The organism is Flagellimonas meishanensis, from assembly GCF_019880545.1.
GTDB lineage: Bacteria > Bacteroidota > Bacteroidia > Flavobacteriales > Flavobacteriaceae > Flagellimonas > Flagellimonas meishanensis.
On record NZ_JAINVW010000002.1, the window covers coordinates 260,056 to 278,852 of the forward strand.

The window sequence follows — 18,797 nt, forward strand, 5'->3', positions numbered from 1 at the left end:
AAACAAATGAAGGTAGTTCTGGTCGGATATATGGCAAGTGGCAAGACTTCGGTCGGAAAGTTGTTGGCCCAGGAACTTGATATGGAATTTATTGATCTCGATGATCATATTGAAAACGAACTCCAAAAACCGGTGAAGGATATTTTTGCTGAAAAGGGGGAAATCCATTTTAGGAGGGTAGAGCACGAAATGCTGCGCACTGTATTGAATAGGAAAAAGAACATTGTTCTTTCCACTGGAGGAGGCACACCCTGTTATGGAAACAATATGGACCTGATCCTAGAAAAATCCGACCATTCCATCTATTTACAGTTGCCAGTGCAGATATTGGTGGACCGCATTAAAAAAGAAATGGAGCACAGGCCCCTGGTTAGCCATCTCAATGTCCAGGACCTACCAGAGTTTATCGGAAAGCATCTTTTTGAACGAAGACCGTTCTACATGAAAGCCAAGCATACGGTCCAAGTTGGAAATAAAGATGTACAGACCCTGTTGGATGAAATTAAGGACATTTTACTCTAGATAAACTGCATCATCCTTCGTTTTAAACTCCACTTTGATGTGTTCATTTAGTGATGTGGAAAGCGAAATTCCCTTATAATCCGCCTTTATTGGATATTTTTTATGGTTTCTGTTCACCAGAACCGCTGTCCTAAGTTGTTTTATGGGGGTTTTTAGAAAATGGTGTACCCCATAGATCAGTGTGGTTCCCGAGTTCAGTACATCATCAATCAACACAATGGACCTGTTCCTGTAATCTTCCTCTGGAATCGATGCACTTACCCCACTTTTCAAAGGATTTTGTTTGTCCATTTCAATTTTGCAAAAAGTGATATCGGCATCCGTGATCTTTTCAAGCATTTTGGCCACTTTCTTAGCAAACAGTACACCCCCTCCGGCTATACCGGCCACGATGATTTCTTTCTCGTTCACGTTCACCTCATATATTTGGTACGCAATGCGCTTAATAATGTGCTGTATTTGCTCGTGGGTAAGAATGCGGTTCGTCATGACGGATTTTAATATTTCCAAAGATATAAAACAGATTAGTCCGATTCGTCCAAATAATCGTTTATGTCCCTTCGCTCCTTTTTTGTGGGACGGCCCAGCCCTTTTTTTCTGTACAGTGTTTTGGTATGTTGTAGCAACTCCTTGTGATCAAAGGCCTCCTTGGGTGTTGTATCCTTTCGGTAAATATCCACCAATTTTGGTCCCACCCTGCTTTTTGGAATATCTAGCACAGTGAGCTGGTAATCGATTTGGTCCTTTCTCAGTACTATTTCATCCGTTGGGTAAACCTCACGGGATGGCTTGGCAATGGCACCGTTTATCCGCACATGACCTTTTTTTACGGCTTGCGCAGCAACGTTTCGCGTTTTGTAGTATCTAATACACCAAAGGAACTTATCAATGCGCATGAACTCTGTAAATGTTTGTTAATCCAAGAACAAAAATAACGGAAAATTGTATCTTGCGCAGCTAAACAATATAGCTGATGAAGTACGGGAAATTGGCCCTTTTGGCATTCACCGCTTTTATTTTCTCTTGCAATAACGACGATAACGGACCAGATGTGATATCCGTGCCACCGCGTTTGCTTGCCGAGGTGGCGCCCGAAAATGATGAAGAGATCCGGGAGTTTTTGGAGACCCATTTCTATAACTATGAGGAATTCCAATCGCCACCGGCCGACTTCGATTTTAGGATAAAAATTGATACCATTGCTGGGGCAAATGCGGATAAGACCCCCTTGATGGACTTTGTTGGAAGTACCGAGATAAAAGTCTCATCATTTGAATTTGGACGTTTGTCTGAAGAGGAAAATGATGTGCCGCATACCATATACTATTTGGAAGCCAGACAAGGTGTTGGCCCAGCTCCAACGGTAGCCGATTCCGTTTTTGTCAGATACGAAGGAAAGACCTTGGATGGTAACTCCTTCGATGCGTCATTGAATAACCCGGTATGGTTCGATTTGGCCCGAATACAAGACCTAACCCAAGGTTTTCGCGGATTCGCGGAGGGTGTACCCTTCTTTAAAACTGGTGGGCTTATAACTGATAATGGGGATGGTACAGTCTCCGTAGAAGGCTATGGGGTGGGATTGATCATTTTTCCCTCAGGTTTGGGGCGATTTGATTTTTTATCTAACGATATACCACAATATAGCCCATTGATGTTTATTGTAGACTTGTTTACCTACAATCCCACTGACCATGACAATGATGGTATTCCTTCCATCCAAGAAGATGTAAACGGGAATGGCTTCCTATATGATGACAACACGGACTTGGACACCGAGTCTTCGGGTGCGAGGTTTGCAAACTTCCAAGATGCCGATGATGATGGCGATGGTGTTTCCACCAGAAATGAGATTACCGATGATCAAGGAAATATAATATTCCCTTATCCTGATGCCGATAATGATGGCACTCCGGATTATTTAGATCCCGATACAAATTGATACAAAACAAAAAAGCCCAACTTTAGTTGGGCTTTTTCCTTCCTAAAATTCCTTTTATAGTTTCAAGGAAAGGGAGAAGATAACCTGTGATGGTCTCGAGTCCACCCTCCCAGAAATATCAGTGATGTTGTTTCCGATAAATTCCGCTTCATTTTCAGAGAATCCACGCTCATAGCGGACATCCAGGCCCACCTTTCCAAGATTCACGCCGACACCAGCATTCAATCCGACAGTAAAATCGCTTTCAACATCCTCGACTTCCAAATCCCCCAAATCATTGCTCAAAGTGTATTGGAACGCAGGTCCGGCAAAAACGTGCAAGGGACCGATAAGTTTGTATCCCAACAGCACCGGCAAATCCAATTTGGAAACATCGTAGTCCTCAGAACCCCCATTTACATCGTAGCTACTTTTGGTTTTGGTGTAGACCAATTCCGGCCTTAAATAGATTTTGGGAAAATCCAGTTTTCCCCAAAAACCAAAATGAAACCCAGCCTTGCCTTCGGCTCCTTCCCTAATGTCCTGTCCGGCGTCGCCTACGGAACCAATCAGATCGCCGTTCTTGTTATAGCTTAAACCTGCCTTGATACCAAAACCAGAGCCACTTTGGGCCATAGCGGAAAATCCCATTAAAATGACCGTGGCAATAAGAAATGTTTTTTTCATAAGTGTTTCTTTTAAAGATTGAAATAATCAACATTTAGTGATGATGAAACTACTTGCGTTTCAACACCCTTAAAACGGCCGCCTCAATGGCTTTATTGTTCAATCCGTATTTATCCATAAGCTGTTCCGGTGTGCCACTTTCTCCGAAGCTGTCCTGCACCGCCACAAATTCCTGTGGAGACGGGTAGTGGGTGGCAAGCACACGGGCCACGCTTTCACCAAGGCCTCCCAAATAGTTATGTTCCTCGGCGGTGACAACACATCCTGTTTTTTTAACGGATTTCAAAATGGCCTCATCATCTAAGGGCTTGATGGTATGGATGTTGATGACCTCCACGGAGATTCCCTGATTCTCCAAGTTTTCCGCGGCCAACAGGGATTGCCAAACCAAGTGACCCGTCGCCAAAAGGGTTACGTCTGTCCCTTCGCTTAGCATCAGGGCCTTTCCTATTTCAAATTTTTGATTTACAGGAGTAAAATTGGCCACTTTCGGCCTACCAAAACGAAGATATACAGGACCATGATGTTCCGCAATGGCCAAGGTGGCCGCCTTCGTCTGATTGAAATCACATGGATTGATCACCGTCATCCCTGGAAGCATCTTCATTAAGCCAATATCTTCCAAAATTTGGTGCGTGGCACCATCCTCACCCAATGTTAGTCCGGCATGTGAAGCACAAATTTTTACATTCTTATCCGAATAGGCAATGGATTGACGTATTTGGTCGTACACCCTACCCGTTGCAAAATTGGCAAAGGTCGATGCAAATGGGATTTTTCCACCAATGGTCAGTCCGGCGGCTATACCCATCATGTTGGCCTCAGCGATGCCGACTTGAAAAAAGCGGTCTGGGTTTTCCTCGATAAAAGTTTCAATCTTCAGTGAGCCAACCAAATCGGCACAAAGTGCCACCACATTGGGATTTGTTCTTCCCAACTCTGTCATTCCTGCTCCAAAACCACTTCGGGTGTCCTGTTTTCCTTGATCTATATATTTTGTCATTTTTGTATTGCTTCTGGATTAATAATCGCCTAGGGTAACCGGATTCTGCGAAAGTGCTATGTCCAATTGTTCGTCGTTGGGCGCTTTTCCGTGCCATGCGTGGGTGTGCATCATAAAATCGACCCCATGCCCCATAACCGTGGTCATGACGATGCAGATGGGCTTGCCCTTTCCGGTTCTTTTTTTCGCTTCGTTCAATCCTGTTATCACTTGGTCCAAATCATTGCCATTTTTGATTTCCAACACATCCCATCCGAATACCCTGAATTTTTCTGCCACATCGCCCAGTGGCAACACTTCTTCCGTGGCTCCATCAATCTGCTGTCCGTTGCGGTCGATGGTTGCGATCAAATTGTCCACTTTGTTGCCCGCGGCAAACATAATGGCCTCCCAATTTTGGCCTTCCTGCAGCTCACCGTCACCATGTAGGCTGAAGACGAGATGGTCATCCCCATTAAGTTTTTTTGCAAGTGCCGCTCCTATGGCCACGGACATTCCCTGTCCTAGGGAACCTGAGGCCACGCGTACACCGGGAAGCCCCTCATGCGTTGTTGGGTGCCCTTGTAGGCGGGAGTTTATCAACCGGAAGGTATTCAATTCTTCAATGGGAAAATAGCCTTTTCGGGCGAGCACGCTATAAAAAACGGGAGAAATATGTCCATTGGAAAGAAAGAACAGATCTTCACCTTTCCCGTCCATATCAAATCCTTCCTTTAAGTCCATTATTTCATTGTACAGTGCTACAAAAAACTCCGTGCACCCCAAAGAACCTCCCGGGTGACCAGAATTTACCTTATGGACCATCCGAAGGATATCCCTACGCACCTGGATCACCAGATCCTGTAAATTTTGATTGTTTGGCATCGTATTTATTTTAGAATACCAAAAGTAACGGCATTCCTTCGGCTGAGCAAACACTTATGGATTATTTTACCGTTGGTCTGATGGACCAAACTTTATTTTTTTGTTAAGGTTTGGTGGAAAGGAGTTGGTTATATTTGCGGCCTAAACCAGATATCTTTGAAGTTTACCCTGGAACAAAAGGATGCGTTGAGCAAGGCCCGCGCCGGAACGCTGACCACAGATCATGGTACCATAAAGACTCCCATTTTTATGCCTGTGGGCACTGTTGCTTCCGTAAAAGGAGTGCACCAAAGAGAACTGCGCGATGAAATCGACCCTGATGTGATCTTGGGAAACACCTACCATTTGTATCTGCGTCCGGGCACCGGTATTTTGGAAGAGGCAGGCGGTTTGCACAAGTTCATGGGCTGGAATCGGAATATTCTCACCGATAGCGGGGGATATCAGGTCTACTCCTTATCGAACAATAGAAAAATAAAGGAAGAAGGGGTTAAGTTTAAATCCCATATTGATGGCTCCAACCATGTTTTCACTCCAGAGAACGTAATGGAAATACAGCGGGTCATCGGTGCGGATATCATTATGGCCTTTGATGAGTGCACCCCATATCCCTGTGATTATGATTACGCCAAACGTTCCATGCATTTAACCCATCGCTGGCTGGACCGATGCATTGCCCACTTGGACAAGCTTCCATATAAATATGGATATTCCCAGAGCTTTTTTCCCATTGTACAGGGCTCTACCTACAAGGACCTGAGGAAACAATCCGCCGAGTACATAGCTTCAGTAGGGGCTGAGGGAAATGCCATTGGCGGGCTTTCAGTTGGTGAACCTGCCGAGGAGATGTATGAGATGGCTGAGTTGGTCTGCGACATTCTACCCGAAGATAAACCAAGATACCTTATGGGAGTGGGCACGCCCATCAATATACTTGAAAACATTGCCTTGGGTGTGGATATGTTTGACTGTGTAATGCCCACACGAAATGCCCGAAACGGGATGCTGTTCACGGCCCACGGGACCATCAACATCAAAAACAAAAAATGGGAGGCTGATTTTTCACCCATCGATGAGATGGGGATCACTTTTGTGGACACGGAGTACACCAAGGCATATTTACGACATTTGTTTGCCGCAAACGAATATTTGGGCAAGCAAATAGCTACCATACACAATCTTGGATTTTATTTGTGGTTGGTGCGAACCGCCAGAGAACGTATTTTAGCGGGGGACTTTTTGGATTGGAAAAACAAAATGGTTCAACAAATGGACAAAAGATTATAATGTTTACCATTCTTGATAGATATATCTTAAAACGTTATCTGATCACGTTCCTGGGAATGTTGATGCTTTTCGTGCCCATTGGTATAATGGCCAACCTAGCGGAAAAAGTGGGCAAGATCATTGATAATGAGGCACCCTTATCCGAAGTCATCGTTTTCTACGGTAATTTCACCTTGGTGATAGGAAATCTATTGTTGCCTATTTTCCTGTTCTTGTCAATCATCTTCTTTACCTCCAAATTGGCGAGCAACACCGAGATCATTGCCATATTGAGTTCCGGGGTTTCCTATTGGCGCTTTCTGAGGCCCTATTTTGTGGGGGCCACTTTAGTGGCCATTCTCATTTTTATGATGGGGATGTTCATTGTGCCATATGCCAGTATTGGTTTTAATGAGTTCGAGTACAAATATTTTAAACGGGGAAGGCAAGATCGGGTCACCGACAATATCTTCACCCAATTGAATGAGACCGATTATATCTACGTGAGTAGTTTTGACCCCAACAGGAAGATTGGGTATAATTTTACCTTCGAGCATTTCAATCCAGACAGGCAGCTCGAGTACAAAATTTCATCTTCCAATATCAGGTGGGTAGAAAAGGACAGTGTTTATAGGCTCACCAATTATGCCAAGAGAAAACTCCGCGATGGGGTGGAAATGATCGAGACCAAACGCCACCTGGATACCCTCTTCACATTCGAAATAGACGACCTTACCCCAGTTTCCTACGTTGCAGAAACCAAAAACCTGTTTGAGTTGAACAGTTTTATCGAGGATCAAAAACGCAAAGGGGCATCCAACATCAACACCTATATATTGGTGAAATACAAGAGATGGGCCTTGCCCATTGCCGCATTTATTTTGACCATTATAGCAGTGGCCGTATCGTCGGTCAAAAGACGGGGCGGCATGGGCCTCAATCTGGCCTTTGGTATAGGTATGGCCTTTATTTACATATTTTTCGACAAGGTATTTGGCACCTTGGCGGAACAATCTGGATTTTCCCCGCTGTTGGCCGTACTGATACCGAATGTCATTTTTGGTGCATTTGCTGTCTATATGTTGATGAAGGCCAAGCGATAAATGCCCTTTTCATTTTGAAGCCGTATTCTTTTAAAGTTATATATTTGTCTCCATTATTTTTTAGAAAATCACTTCAATGGAGTATCTAGATTTTGAACTTCCCATAAAAGAATTGGAAGACCAACTGCAAAAGTGCATGGTGATAGGGGAGGAGAGTGATGTGGATGTGACGGAGACCTGCCAGCAAATCGAAAAGAAACTGGAGGAAACCCGAAAAGATATTTACAAAAACCTGACCGCATGGCAGCGCGTACAGCTGTCCAGGCATCCAAACAGGCCCTATACAATGGACTATATCAGGGCTATTTGTGGGGACACTTTTTTGGAACTACACGGGGATAGAAACGTCCGCGATGACAAGGCCATGGTGGGTGGACTTGGCAAAATAGGTGACCAAAGCTATATGTTCATCGGGCAGCAAAAAGGCTACAATACCAAGACCAGACAATTTAGAAACTTCGGAATGGCAAATCCCGAGGGATACAGAAAAGCCTTACGCTTAATGAAATCTGCAGAAAAATTCGGAATTCCTGTGGTATGCTTGATTGACACCCCTGGAGCCTATCCAGGTATAGAAGCGGAAGAAAGAGGGCAAGGGGAAGCAATTGCGCGTAATATTTTGGAGATGACCCGGCTAAAGGTGCCCATTATCGTGGTGATCATTGGCGAGGGAGCCTCAGGAGGTGCACTGGGAATCGGAGTGGGTGATAGGGTATTGATGTTGGAGAACACTTGGTATTCGGTTATCTCACCAGAATCTTGTTCCTCCATTTTATGGAGAAGCTGGGAGTTCAAGGAACAGGCTGCAGAAGCACTAAAACTGACCGCCAAGGACATGAAAAAACAGAAGTTGGTGGATGAAATTGTTCGCGAGCCCTTGGGAGGGGCACATACCAACAGAGAAAAAACCTTTGAGATTGTAAAAAACAAAATTTCGTCCACGTACGAAGAGCTTAAAAAGTTATCACCAAAAGATTTGGTGAACTCCCGAATGGAAAAATATGCCGGAATGGGGGTTTTCCATGGGTAATTCCTGTTTTTCAGCGGGTCACTTTTTTTATTAGGTTTTATCCTCAATTTTTTTTATGTTATTAACAGGAATTGGAAGTTATCCACATTCATTTTGTTGAATTCCTGTGGATATCGCACCTTGTCAAATTAAAGTTAACTTAAGGTTAATTAGCTACTTTCGCAGTTATGGATAAACCTAGCCCAATTGTTGGACACAGAGTGGACAAATCGACCCTTATCAATCTCGAGAGGGGCAAAATACCACCGCAAGCAGTTGATTTAGAGGAAGTTGTGCTAGGAGCGATGATGATTGACAAAAAAGGGGTGGACGAGGTAATAGATATCCTACATCCTGATGTCTTCTATAAGGATGCCCACCGTTTTATCTACGAGGCCATCTTCAAATTGTTCGAATCTTCTGAACCAGTGGATTTATTAACCGTTTCCGCTCAATTGAAGAAAGAGGGAAAACTGGAATTGGTGGGAGGCGACTTTTACCTCATAAGATTGACCCAAAAAGTGGCTTCTTCGGCACATATCGAGTTCCACGCCCGCATCATTCTCCAAAAGTATATACAACGTAGCCTTATCAAGATTTCCAATGAGATAATCGAAGACGCCTACGATGATGCAACGGACGTTTTTGACCTACTGGATAATGCGGAGGCCAAACTGTACGACGTTACCCAAGGCAATTTGAAGCGTTCTGCCGAAACGGCGCAAAATTTGGTTATCCAGGCCAAAAAGAAAATAGAGGAGATCTCCAACAAGGAAGGTTTGAGCGGGGTTCCCTCCGGGTTTGACAAGGTAGATAGGCTAACATCGGGTTGGCAGCCCAGTGACTTGGTTATAATAGCTGCCCGTCCCGGTATGGGAAAAACGGCCCTTACCCTTTCAATGGCACGAAATATTGCCGTGAATTCGGAAATACCAGTAGCCTTTTTTTCCTTGGAGATGTCATCCGTACAGCTGATTACCCGATTGATTTCCGCAGAAACCGGACTGTCCTCCGAGAAATTGCGTACCGGCAAACTGGAGAAGCACGAGTGGGAGCAGTTGAACGTAAAGGTGAAAGCGTTGGAAAATGCCCCATTGTTCATTGACGATACGCCCTCACTTTCCATTTTCGACCTTAGGGCCAAGGCACGCCGTTTGGCATCGCAGCACAAGATTAAATTGGTCATCATAGATTATTTGCAATTGATGACGGCGGGAAGCAGCCAAAAAGGGGGGAACAGGGAACAGGAGATTTCCACCATTTCCCGTAACCTAAAGGCCCTGGCCAAGGAATTGAACGTTCCCGTGATTGCATTGTCGCAGCTTTCAAGGGCCGTGGAAACCAGAGGTGGGAGCAAACGCCCCATACTTTCCGATTTGAGGGAATCCGGGGCCATTGAGCAGGATGCGGATATTGTTTCGTTCATTTACCGACCGGAATACTATAAAATTGACGAGTGGGACGATGAGGAACGCACCCCCACACAAGGACAGGCAGAGTTCATTGTGGCCAAGCACCGTAATGGCGGTTTGGATAATATTAGGTTAAAATTTGTGGGTGCTCTGGGTAAATTTGATAACTTGGATGACTTTGATTCCCCATTCGAATTTCAGTCAAAGATGAATGCGGACGAAGAAAATCCCTTTGCGCCATCCAGTCTCCCTAGTGTTGATGAGGCTTTTGGCAGTGCAATGAACAGTGATGACGATGACCTTGAAGAAGATAACGACGTGCCATTTTAAACCTCCGCGATTGTCATTTCGAGCGCAAGCGAGAAATCTTACCACAGCCTTTTTCTTGCTCTTTCTTATACAAGCCTTTGCCTCCGTGATTTTGATCCCCATGGATGCCGAAAGCCAACAAAACCACTTGAAGGCCTATGGAATAACGTATTGGGTGCTCACCAAGCAGCAAAAGGTGCAATGGCTCCTGAACTATCGGGGAGGCTCTTTTCTATTGCCAGACGGGGAAATAATCCGAAAAGAATGCCAAATCCGAGGAGTATCTTTCGAGATTCTTTCGGACAACCAGGCAGAGCAACTTATGGATGACATCAGCAGTCCTTCCAGAAACCAAGATGCGGTAATTCTGGAGAAAGCGCCCAAAATTGCGGTATATTCCCCAAAGGGAAACCAACCTTGGGATGATGCGGTGACCATGGTACTTACCTATGCCGAGATTCCCTATGCCACCATTTATGATGAGGAGGTACTGGATGACAAGCTGGTGCTCTATGATTGGCTTCACCTGCACCACGAGGATTTTACCGGACAGTATGGAAAATTTTATGGAGCCTATAGGGCAGCCCCTTGGTACATAGAGGACAAGAAAAATGCAGAGGCCTTGGCGCAGCAGCTAGGTTTTTCCAAGGTGTCCGAGGAGAAAAGGGCAGTGGCCATCAAGATCAGGAACTATGTGATTGGGGGCGGGTTTATGTTTGCCATGTGCTCGGCCACGGACAGTTTTGATATTACCCTGGCCGCAGAAAATGTGGACATCTGTGAGCCCATGTTTGATGGGGACCCTTCTGATGCCAACTATCAGGGGAAGCTGGATTTTGGCAAAACCTTCGCCTTTACCGATTTTGTTCTGGAACGGAATCCATTGCGCTACGAGTTTTCATCCATAGACATGACCAATCAGCGCCAAAACTTGCCAAAGGAATCCGATTATTTTTCATTAAAGGAATTTTCGGCCAAATGGGATCCGGTACCAACTATGTTGACACAGAACCATACCACCTTGGTAAAAGGATTCATGGGTCAGACGACCGCTTTTGCCCGTAACCAGGTAAAGCCCACCGTTATGGTGTTGGGGGAAAACAAGATCAATGGGGAAGCTCGGTACATTCATGGGATAAAGGGCAAGGGTTTCTTCACTTTTTATGGAGGACACGATCCCGAAGACTACCAACATAGGGTAGGGGATCCCAAGACCGAATTGGAACTGCACCCGACCTCACCGGGGTACCGCTTGATTTTGAACAATGTGCTGTTTCCTGCTGCTCGAAAGAAGAAGCAAAAGACTTAAGTTAAGGCTGTAATTGCTTTCAGGGTTCAGTCGATTTTTACTCCTTTATGTTCATCGAACATCATAGTTACAATATTTCCTTTTTCATTTTCAACAAATTCAATAGTAGACCAGAAAGTACGTATGATATACTTCAAGGTTTTGGAAGTACCATCGTGAACAGGAATGAATGGACCCCACTCACAGAACAACCTGCCCTCCTTTTCCTTTATCTCCAATTTGTGATTTGGGACATAAAAGTCAGCATCAAATTGATAATTGCCGACAAGGCTTTTGGATAAATAGCCCTCCAATTTGTCCCTGGAAAGATTTAAAGATTGATAGGGCTCGTTAAAAATGATGGCTGCTATTGACATACCGATATTCGACGGTAATGAAATGTAATTATTGGAAAGAACAACGACAATCAATCCCTCTTCCGGATAAATGGCCAGATAGGACGAAAATCCAGGAGACCGTCCATTCATTTGATATCTCTTCTTATTTAAGTGGTCACGGATAAACCAACCATAACCCACATTGTTCCCATGATCTGTAAGTATTTGTTTCCAGGAGTTGGCACTCAATAATTTTTTGTCCAATATAGCCTTGGCGAACTTTTGAAGGTCAGAGACAGTTGAATATATGGAGGCATGCCCCGTTTTTGAGGACCAATCGATTTGGTAGGCCGATTCAACATCATAAATGTCTTTTGGGGCATATCCTTTAGCTAGATTTTGGATGATTTCTTTTTCGCTATTAAAGTGACCGGAATTTTCCATACCAAGGGGTTCAAAAATTTCATCCCTTAAATAAGTCCCAAAGGATTTGTTGGATAACTTTTCAATCAGATGGGCGAGTAGTATGTATTCTGAACGACCGTGATTGTATTTTGAGCCCGGGTTGAATAACAGATCGTATTCTTTGAAATAATCCATCAGTGCCTTGGTGTCATGGGTAAACTTTGTTATGCTGTCATAATCAACATTGTTTTCCCGGCCGATAGCTGGAATTCCCGAACGCTGGGACAACATTTGGTGTATGGTAATTTTACTGGCTTCTTTGTACCAAGGCAAGTGTTTGTCCAAGGTATCGTTCAAATCCAATTTGCCTTCTTCATAAAGCTTTAAAATTGCAGCTGAGGTGAAAATCATGGAAACTGATGCAAGGAAAAATTTTGTATCAGGTTGGTTTTTCAAATTGTATTCCCTACTCATTTCCCCATATGAATTCTGGAATAAGATTGAATCATTCCTACTAACCATAATGCTGCCGGAATAGTTGTTTGTTTCAACGAGGGGCGCTACCAGAAGGTCAATCTCTTTTTTAATGGATTTTCCTTCTTGGGCACTGAGGCTAAAAGACAAAACCAATAAAAGCAGTAATAGTCGTTTTTTATTTTTCATATCGTATGTATAGAGAATAAATTTTATGGAAGATCTTTCCAATTTCTAAACGTTGAATAAAGAAATCAGCGCAACTTTTGATCAAAAAAGCTAATTGTCCGTTGCCAGGCCAAATCTGCGGCTGCCTCATCAAACCTAGGGGTAGTATTGTTATGGAATCCGTGGTTTGTTTTGGGATAGAAATGCGCTTGGTACTCTTTTCCCGATGCTTTGAGCTTGGCTTCATAATCGGGCCAACCTTGGTTGACCCTCTCATCCATCTCGGCATAATGTATCAATAACGGGGCATTTATCTTTTCCACATGGTCAGCATCGGGTTGTCCGCCATAAAAAGGAACCGCTGCTGCCAAATCGGGCACGTTTACCGCCATCATGTTCGAAATCCATCCACCAAAGCAAAAACCCACCACGCCAACCTTGCCGTAACAATCCGGGTGATTTTTTAAATAGTTGAAAGCGGCGATGAAATCTTCCAACATTTCCAAACGGTCCCGTTGCCTTTGTAGGGCCCGGCCATCGTCATCGTTTCCTGGATATCCACCCAACGGGGTAAGCGCATCCGGGGCCAAAGTGATAAAACCCTCCAGAGCGGCCCGGCGCCCAACATCTTCTATATATGGATTGAGCCCACGATTTTCATGGACCACCACAATCCCACCTAGCTTGTCGGTCACATCTTTGGGTTTGGACAGCAATCCACGGATTTCACCCCCTCCCTTTGGGGAATCATAGGTGATAAATTCGGAGCTCAAACGGGGATCATTGGGTTTCACAAGCAGTGTGTCCACGTAGTTGGGCATTACAAAACTGAGTAAGGAGGGGAGTGTAATGCCCCCAACGGCGTACAGCGATAATTTTTTCATGAACTGTTTGCGGTCTATCTTATTATGCGCGTAGTCGTCGTACAGGTCAAATACCTCTTGATTGATATCCTCTTTTTTGATTGGTTTCATACGGTGTCCATTAGCTAATCCTTAATGTACAAATAATCTTATTGTAATTACCGGACGCATTTGAAAAAATGCGCATTCAATGAAGTCATTCAATGGCAGAATTAAGACAAAAAGGACCTATTGAAGCAGAGCAGTGTTTTAAATCAGCTTTTCCAATATCCGCTCCACCCCATAATCATCATTGCTGGCCGTTTCAAAATTTGCCACTTTTTTTACATTGGGATGGGCATTGGCCATGGCAAAGCTATATTCCGAAAGTTGGAGCATTTCCAGGTCATTGTTGTAATCCCCAAAGACCAGTACTTCACTTGTACTGATGCCGATACGGTCAATCAACTTTTGAAGCGCATTTCCCTTATTGGCCATTGGATGGTTTAAATCTACCCAGTGCTTGCCGGAAACCTTCACCTTTACCTGCTGTTCCATTTTTTGGAGTTCCGGATAGATGTATTCCTCGGCATTCAATGTATGATATACCGCTATCTTGATAATTTCATCGGAAACATGGTTCAGGTCGTCATGAATTTCAAATTGTTCATAATACTCCTTGATCTGGTCCAGGAATAAATTTGAACGGCCATCAAAGTACGCTTTGTATTTGCCACAGAGCATGGCGTGGGCACCATCAATCTCCTCGATGGATTCAAGAAGTGAGTTTTTTAACTGGTTCTGGATGGGAATGACCAATAGTTCTTCTTCCTGTCTTTTCACCAAGGCGCCGTTTTCAGCGATGACATAGATATCCTCTTTGATGGGTCTCAGCTTTTCAACAATACTATGATATTGTCTACCACTGGCGGCCACAAATTGTATCCCCTTTCTGTTAAGTTTATGGAAGAGCTCAAAAAACTGGTCACTGACCTCATGGTTGGAATTCAGTAAGGTGCCATCCATATCGGTGACCACCATTTTAATATGTGAAAGATTCATGGATAAAGAATAAGGGACAAAGTTATTTTTAATTCGGAAGTGGGGACCATTACGGCGTAAAGTTTGTATTAAATTCGTTGTATAAGATAAAGGAGGTCATGGATTTTTATCAATCGGAGCTGCAGTTGAAACCATTTTCAAGGGGATTTCATTTAATAACGGAGTTTATAGTCGATGCCATGCCCCAAATAAGGAATATCCAGGTTGGGATGATGCATGTGTTCATAAAACATACATCGGCCAGTTTGACCGTCAATGAAAATGCCGATCCCACGGTGCGGATGGATTTTGAAAGCCATATCAACAAAATGGTACCCGAAAATGCACCTTACTACATACATAATTATGAAGGCCCGGACGACATGCCCGCCCATATCAAAGCCTCATTGATGGGGGCGTCCGTGCAGATACCCATTACCAAAGGAAGGCTTAACCTGGGAACATGGCAGGGAATTTACCTTTGTGAGCATAGGGACTGTGCTTCTGGCAGGAAGTTGGTCTTGACGGCATTTGGAAAATAAAAATCCCGCTGATTGCAGCGGGATTCTATTAGCGGAGTGTTTTTTGATATTTATTTTACCTTCTCAACAATGGCTTTGAACGCATCGGGATGGTTCATGGCCAAATCGGCCAATACCTTTCTGTTGAGTTCTATTCCGTTGGCCTTTATTTTACCCATGAACTGGGAGTAGGACATACCGTGGATCCTTGCACCTGCATTGATACGGGTTATCCAAAGCGCTCGGAAATTACGTTTTTTGTTTCTTCTGTCACGGTAGGCATAGAGCATTGCCTTTTCCACCGCATTTTTGGCTACGGTCCAAACGTTTTTACGTCTACCAAAGTAACCTTTGGCCTGCTTCATTACTTTTTTTCTTCTTGCTCTAGAAGCAACTGAATTTACTGATCTTGGCATAATGTTTCATTTTTTTGTAGTAGGCGCCCTGGTCTGTTCCAGGAACTTTCATGGCCTAACTCCATGGTTAATAATTAATGATTTACCGAGAGAACAATTATTTTAATCGCAATTGTTCCTTGATGTTGTCCTCATCCGATGGGTGTACCAACGTGGAATGGGTCAACTTAAGCTTACGCTTTTTCGATTTTTTGGTCAAAATGTGACTTTTAAAAGCGTGCTTCCTTTTGATTTTTCCAGAACCTGTAACCTTAAATCGCTTCTTGGCACTGGATTTTGTTTTCATTTTAGGCATTTTCCTCGTATTTATCTCCGCTTGTTACACTGAACAACGTTCAGTTTCTTTTTATTTCTTGTTTGTCTTTGGTGCAATGAACATGGTCATCCGTTTGCCCTCCAAGCGCGGCATTTGTTCAACCTTGCCAAGCTCTTCAAGTTCTTGCGCCAGTTTTAAAAGCAAAATTTCGCCTTGATCCTTGTACACGATAGATCTTCCCTTAAAAAACACATAGGCCTTGAGTTTGGCTCCATCTTTAAGGAACTTTTCGGCATGTCGCTTTTTAAACTCATAATCGTGGTCATCCGTTTGGGGACCAAAACGTATTTCCTTTACGACAACTTTGGTGGCTTTGGCCTTCATGGCCTTTTCACGCTTTTTCTGTTCGTAAAGAAACTTTTTATAATCAATGATCTTGCATACAGGAGGTTCCGCGTTCGGCGAAATCTCAACAAGATCCAATTCAAGTTCGTTGGCTTTTTCCAAAGCTTTGGAAATCGGATAAACTCCAATTTCCACATTGTCCCCCACCAGCCTTACCTCAGGGGCCTTAATATTTTCATTGATATTGTGGGGATTCTTGTTTTCCCTTCTGGGTTGGGGTCTAAATCTTCTTCGTATTGCTATGGCTTACAATTTTTAATTAAACTTAATTTTTTAGAACGACTTTAAGGTACTATTTATTTCAGTGGATACCAAGTCGGAAAACTCGCTAACGCTTAAGCTACCTATATCCTCGCCCCCGTGCCTTCGTACCGAGATAGTTTCTGACCCTTCTTCCTGTTCTCCCACGATCAGCATAAAAGGAATCTTTTGGAGTTCGGCTTCACGGATTTTTTTCCCTACCGTTTCATTCCTATTATCAATGAGCGCGCGAATTTCGTGATTTTCTAATGAACTAAAAACTTTTTCAGCATATTTTTCATGTTTCTCGCTCACAGGCAGTACAATGGCCTGTGTGGGAATCAGCCATAAAGGAAAATTTCCACCCGTGTGCTCCAACAACAGTGCTATGAAGCGCTCCATACTCCCGAAAGGTGCCCGGTGTATCATAACGGGCCTGTGGAGTTCATTGTCACTACCTTTATATGTAAGATCAAATCGTTTCGGGAGGTTATAATCAACTTGAATGGTGCCCAACTGCCAGTTTCTGCCAAGGGCGTCCTTCACCATAAAATCCAATTTTGGACCATAGAAAGCAGCTTCGCCAGTTTCAATAACATAGTTGAGCCCCTTTTCTTCTGCAGCATTGATGATGGCCTGCTCAGCTTTTTCCCAATCCTCGGCATTGCCGATGTACTTTTCGGGTTTTTCAAGATCACGTATGGATACTTGGGCGGTAAAATCCGAAAAGCCCAGCGAGTTCAATACATATAATGATAGGTCTATTACTTTTTTGAACTCATCGTTCAATTGTTCGGTAGTGCAAAAAATATGGGCATCGTCCTGGGTAAATCCCCGAACGCGGGTAAGTCCGTGTAGTTCACCACTTTGTTCGTAGCGATAAACGGTACCAAATTCGGCATATCGCTTTGGAAGGTCCTTATAGCTAAAGGGGGTACTGTTGAAAATTTCGCAATGGTGTGGGCAGTTCATCGGCTTCAACAAAAACTCCTCATCCTCCTTGGGTGTGCGGATGGGCTGAAAACTGTCCTCTCCATATTTGGCATAATGCCCAGAGGTGACATAGAGTTCCTTTTGGCCGATATGCGGGGTCACCACCATTTCATACCCTGCCTTTTTCTGGGCCTTTTTTAAGAATTGCTCCAAACGTTCCCGAAGGGCGGCACCTTTTGGCAACCATAGTGGAAGGCCTTGCCCAACTTTTTTGGAGAAAGTGAAGAGTTCCAGATCCTTGCCCAATTTTCTGTGGTCCCTTTTTTTGGCCTCTTCTAAAAGTTCCAAGTATTCCGTAAGCTCTTTTTGTTTTGGAAAGGAAATACCATAGACCCGGGTCAGCTGTTTGTTGTTTTCATCACCCCTCCAGTAGGCGCCGGCAACGCTCAATATTTTAATGGCCTTGATAATGCCCGTATTAGGAATATGGCCACCACGACACAAATCGGTAAAGGTGCTGTGGTCGCAAAAAGTGATGGTCCCATCTTCAAGGTTTTCAATAAGCTCTATTTTATACTCATTGCCATGTTCCTTATAAAACCTTAGGGCATCCGCCTTGGAAACGCTCCTCATGTTATAGTCGTGTTTTCCTCTGGCTATTTCCATAGCTTTTTGCTCTACTTGCAGGAAATCCTTTTCTGATATGGTATGATCCCCGAAGTCGACATCATAGTAAAACCCATTTTCAATCGCTGGCCCAATGGTAAGTTTGATTCCCGGGTAGAGTTCTTCCAGTGCTTGAGCCACAACATGGGATGTGGAATGCCAAAAAGCCCTTTTTCCTTCAGTGTTGTTCCAAGTATATAAGGTGAGTTTGCCATTCTCCATTAAAGGTGTTGTGGTCTCAACAACGGTATCGTTGAATTGTGCCGAAATAACGTTTCTAGCCAACCCTTCACTGATGCTCTTTGCTATTTCCATGGGGGTTGTGCCTTTGGAAACCTTTTTGATAGCGCCATCAGGCAATGTAATTTCAATCATTCGTTCTCCATAATTTTGGATGGTGCGCAAAGATACACCGTTGATTTGATGCTTACAACAGTTAAAAAGCTACAGTGCGAAATGGACAAAAAAGCCCCTACACTGGTTTTGAACAGATTTTGCATGAGCCAAAATATTTGGCTAGCATCAATTTTGAATTGTTTAAAATATTGATTATCAATCAAATGAAAGAAAAGAAATTTTTTTTTGAAAATTGTTTTGTTGTATCATTTAAACCTCTCTATATTTGCACCCGCTTAGCTGGGAAAGCTTTGCGTTTTTCCGGGGTGATTTTTTGGTCCTTAGGCCAATTTTTTTTCGGGAAACCTGGAT

At 43.7% G+C, this 18,797-nt stretch carries 21 protein-coding genes; 9 read left to right on the forward strand and 12 right to left on the reverse strand.

Annotated features, from left to right (window positions below; all coding sequences use genetic code 11):
• Positions 1-6: 6 nt before the first annotated feature.
• Positions 7-522, forward strand: a complete 516-nt coding sequence (locus K7G75_RS07810) for a shikimate kinase (RefSeq protein WP_222983682.1) — start codon at positions 7-9, stop codon at positions 520-522.
• Here the strand turns inward: K7G75_RS07810 and K7G75_RS07815 are convergent.
• The gene (locus K7G75_RS07815) at positions 514-1,011 is read right to left on the reverse strand and encodes a phosphoribosyltransferase family protein (RefSeq protein ID WP_222983683.1); all 498 of its coding nucleotides are present in this window, start codon (positions 1,009-1,011) and stop codon (positions 514-516) included. The genes K7G75_RS07810 and K7G75_RS07815 overlap by 9 nt on opposite strands.
• A gap of 35 nt (positions 1,012-1,046) precedes the next feature.
• On the reverse strand, positions 1,047-1,418 hold the full coding sequence (locus K7G75_RS07820) for an RNA-binding S4 domain-containing protein (RefSeq protein ID WP_222983684.1): 372 nt from the start codon (positions 1,416-1,418) through the stop codon (positions 1,047-1,049).
• A 77-nt stretch (positions 1,419-1,495) separates the two neighbouring features.
• On the opposite strand from K7G75_RS07820, the gene K7G75_RS07825 reads away from it, so the two are divergent.
• Positions 1,496-2,464 (forward strand): FKBP-type peptidyl-prolyl cis-trans isomerase, encoded by a 969-nt coding sequence (locus K7G75_RS07825; RefSeq protein ID WP_222983685.1) that lies wholly within the window; start codon positions 1,496-1,498, stop codon positions 2,462-2,464.
• A 54-nt stretch (positions 2,465-2,518) separates the two neighbouring features.
• Here K7G75_RS07825 and K7G75_RS07830 read toward each other — a convergent pair whose 3' ends face one another.
• From K7G75_RS07830 to K7G75_RS07840, 3 genes are read right to left on the reverse strand one after another with little or no spacing between them, the layout of a single operon-like run.
• Complete coding sequence (locus K7G75_RS07830; RefSeq protein ID WP_222983686.1) at positions 2,519-3,130, reverse strand: outer membrane beta-barrel protein; 612 nt, start codon at positions 3,128-3,130, stop codon at positions 2,519-2,521.
• 49 nt (positions 3,131-3,179) lie between these two features.
• The gene (locus K7G75_RS07835; protein WP_222983687.1) at positions 3,180-4,133 is read right to left on the reverse strand and encodes a transketolase family protein; all 954 of its coding nucleotides are present in this window, start codon (positions 4,131-4,133) and stop codon (positions 3,180-3,182) included.
• An 18-nt stretch (positions 4,134-4,151) separates the two neighbouring features.
• Positions 4,152-4,997 carry a transketolase gene (locus K7G75_RS07840; RefSeq protein WP_222983688.1) on the reverse strand — a complete coding sequence of 282 codons (846 nt, stop codon included), beginning with the start codon at positions 4,995-4,997 and terminating at the stop codon, positions 4,152-4,154.
• A 156-nt stretch (positions 4,998-5,153) separates the two neighbouring features.
• Between K7G75_RS07840 and tgt the strand changes: the two genes are divergently transcribed.
• From tgt to K7G75_RS07865, 5 genes are all read left to right on the forward strand, one after another.
• A complete protein-coding gene (tgt, locus tag K7G75_RS07845; protein ID WP_222983689.1) occupies positions 5,154-6,284 on the forward strand; it encodes a tRNA guanosine(34) transglycosylase Tgt in 1,131 nt (376 codons plus the stop codon).
• Positions 6,284-7,366: an LptF/LptG family permease gene (locus K7G75_RS07850; protein ID WP_222983690.1), complete on the forward strand. Its 1,083-nt coding sequence runs from the start codon at positions 6,284-6,286 to the stop codon at positions 7,364-7,366. Before tgt ends, K7G75_RS07850 begins: the two co-directional genes overlap by 1 nt.
• 76 nt (positions 7,367-7,442) lie before the next feature.
• On the forward strand, positions 7,443-8,396 hold the full coding sequence (locus K7G75_RS07855; protein WP_222983691.1) for an acetyl-CoA carboxylase carboxyltransferase subunit alpha: 954 nt from the start codon (positions 7,443-7,445) through the stop codon (positions 8,394-8,396).
• A gap of 167 nt (positions 8,397-8,563) precedes the next feature.
• Positions 8,564-10,117: a replicative DNA helicase gene (dnaB, locus tag K7G75_RS07860; RefSeq protein ID WP_222983692.1), complete on the forward strand. Its 1,554-nt coding sequence runs from the start codon at positions 8,564-8,566 to the stop codon at positions 10,115-10,117.
• 10 nt (positions 10,118-10,127) lie between these two features.
• The gene (locus K7G75_RS07865) at positions 10,128-11,405 is read left to right on the forward strand and encodes an asparagine synthetase B (protein ID WP_262420288.1); all 1,278 of its coding nucleotides are present in this window, start codon (positions 10,128-10,130) and stop codon (positions 11,403-11,405) included.
• A gap of 26 nt (positions 11,406-11,431) precedes the next feature.
• Here K7G75_RS07865 and K7G75_RS07870 read toward each other — a convergent pair whose 3' ends face one another.
• The 3 genes from K7G75_RS07870 to K7G75_RS07880 all read right to left on the reverse strand — a co-directional run bounded on the left by K7G75_RS07870 (position 11,432) and on the right by K7G75_RS07880 (position 14,673).
• Entirely contained in the window at positions 11,432-12,790 is a 1,359-nt protein-coding gene (locus tag K7G75_RS07870; protein ID WP_222983693.1) for a serine hydrolase domain-containing protein, read from the reverse strand.
• A gap of 65 nt (positions 12,791-12,855) precedes the next feature.
• Positions 12,856-13,743 (reverse strand): dienelactone hydrolase family protein, encoded by an 888-nt coding sequence (locus tag K7G75_RS07875; RefSeq protein ID WP_222983694.1) that lies wholly within the window; start codon positions 13,741-13,743, stop codon positions 12,856-12,858.
• 138 nt (positions 13,744-13,881) lie between these two features.
• Entirely contained in the window at positions 13,882-14,673 is a 792-nt protein-coding gene (locus tag K7G75_RS07880; RefSeq protein ID WP_222983695.1) for an HAD family hydrolase, read from the reverse strand.
• Positions 14,674-14,771: 98 nt separating this feature from the next.
• On the opposite strand from K7G75_RS07880, the gene K7G75_RS07885 reads away from it, so the two are divergent.
• The gene (locus tag K7G75_RS07885; RefSeq protein WP_222983696.1) at positions 14,772-15,194 is read left to right on the forward strand and encodes a secondary thiamine-phosphate synthase enzyme YjbQ; all 423 of its coding nucleotides are present in this window, start codon (positions 14,772-14,774) and stop codon (positions 15,192-15,194) included.
• Positions 15,195-15,244: 50 nt separating this feature from the next.
• Here K7G75_RS07885 and rplT read toward each other — a convergent pair whose 3' ends face one another.
• The 4 genes from rplT to thrS all read right to left on the reverse strand — a co-directional run bounded on the left by rplT (position 15,245) and on the right by thrS (position 18,464).
• Positions 15,245-15,589 carry a 50S ribosomal protein L20 gene (gene rplT / locus K7G75_RS07890; RefSeq protein WP_222983697.1) on the reverse strand — a complete coding sequence of 115 codons (345 nt, stop codon included), beginning with the start codon at positions 15,587-15,589 and terminating at the stop codon, positions 15,245-15,247.
• Positions 15,590-15,686: 97 nt separating this feature from the next.
• Positions 15,687-15,884 (reverse strand): 50S ribosomal protein L35, encoded by a 198-nt coding sequence (rpmI, locus tag K7G75_RS07895; protein WP_222983698.1) that lies wholly within the window; start codon positions 15,882-15,884, stop codon positions 15,687-15,689.
• A 51-nt stretch (positions 15,885-15,935) separates the two neighbouring features.
• Complete coding sequence (infC, locus tag K7G75_RS07900) at positions 15,936-16,487, reverse strand: translation initiation factor IF-3 (protein ID WP_313777823.1); 552 nt, start codon at positions 16,485-16,487, stop codon at positions 15,936-15,938.
• 36 nt (positions 16,488-16,523) lie between these two features.
• Entirely contained in the window at positions 16,524-18,464 is a 1,941-nt protein-coding gene (gene thrS / locus K7G75_RS07905) for a threonine--tRNA ligase (RefSeq protein WP_222983699.1), read from the reverse strand.
• A 74-nt stretch (positions 18,465-18,538) separates the two neighbouring features.
• On the opposite strand from thrS, the gene K7G75_RS07910 reads away from it, so the two are divergent.
• Positions 18,539-18,797, forward strand: a 259-nt coding sequence (locus K7G75_RS07910) for a hypothetical protein (protein WP_222983700.1), incomplete at its 3' end; no start/stop codon positions are given.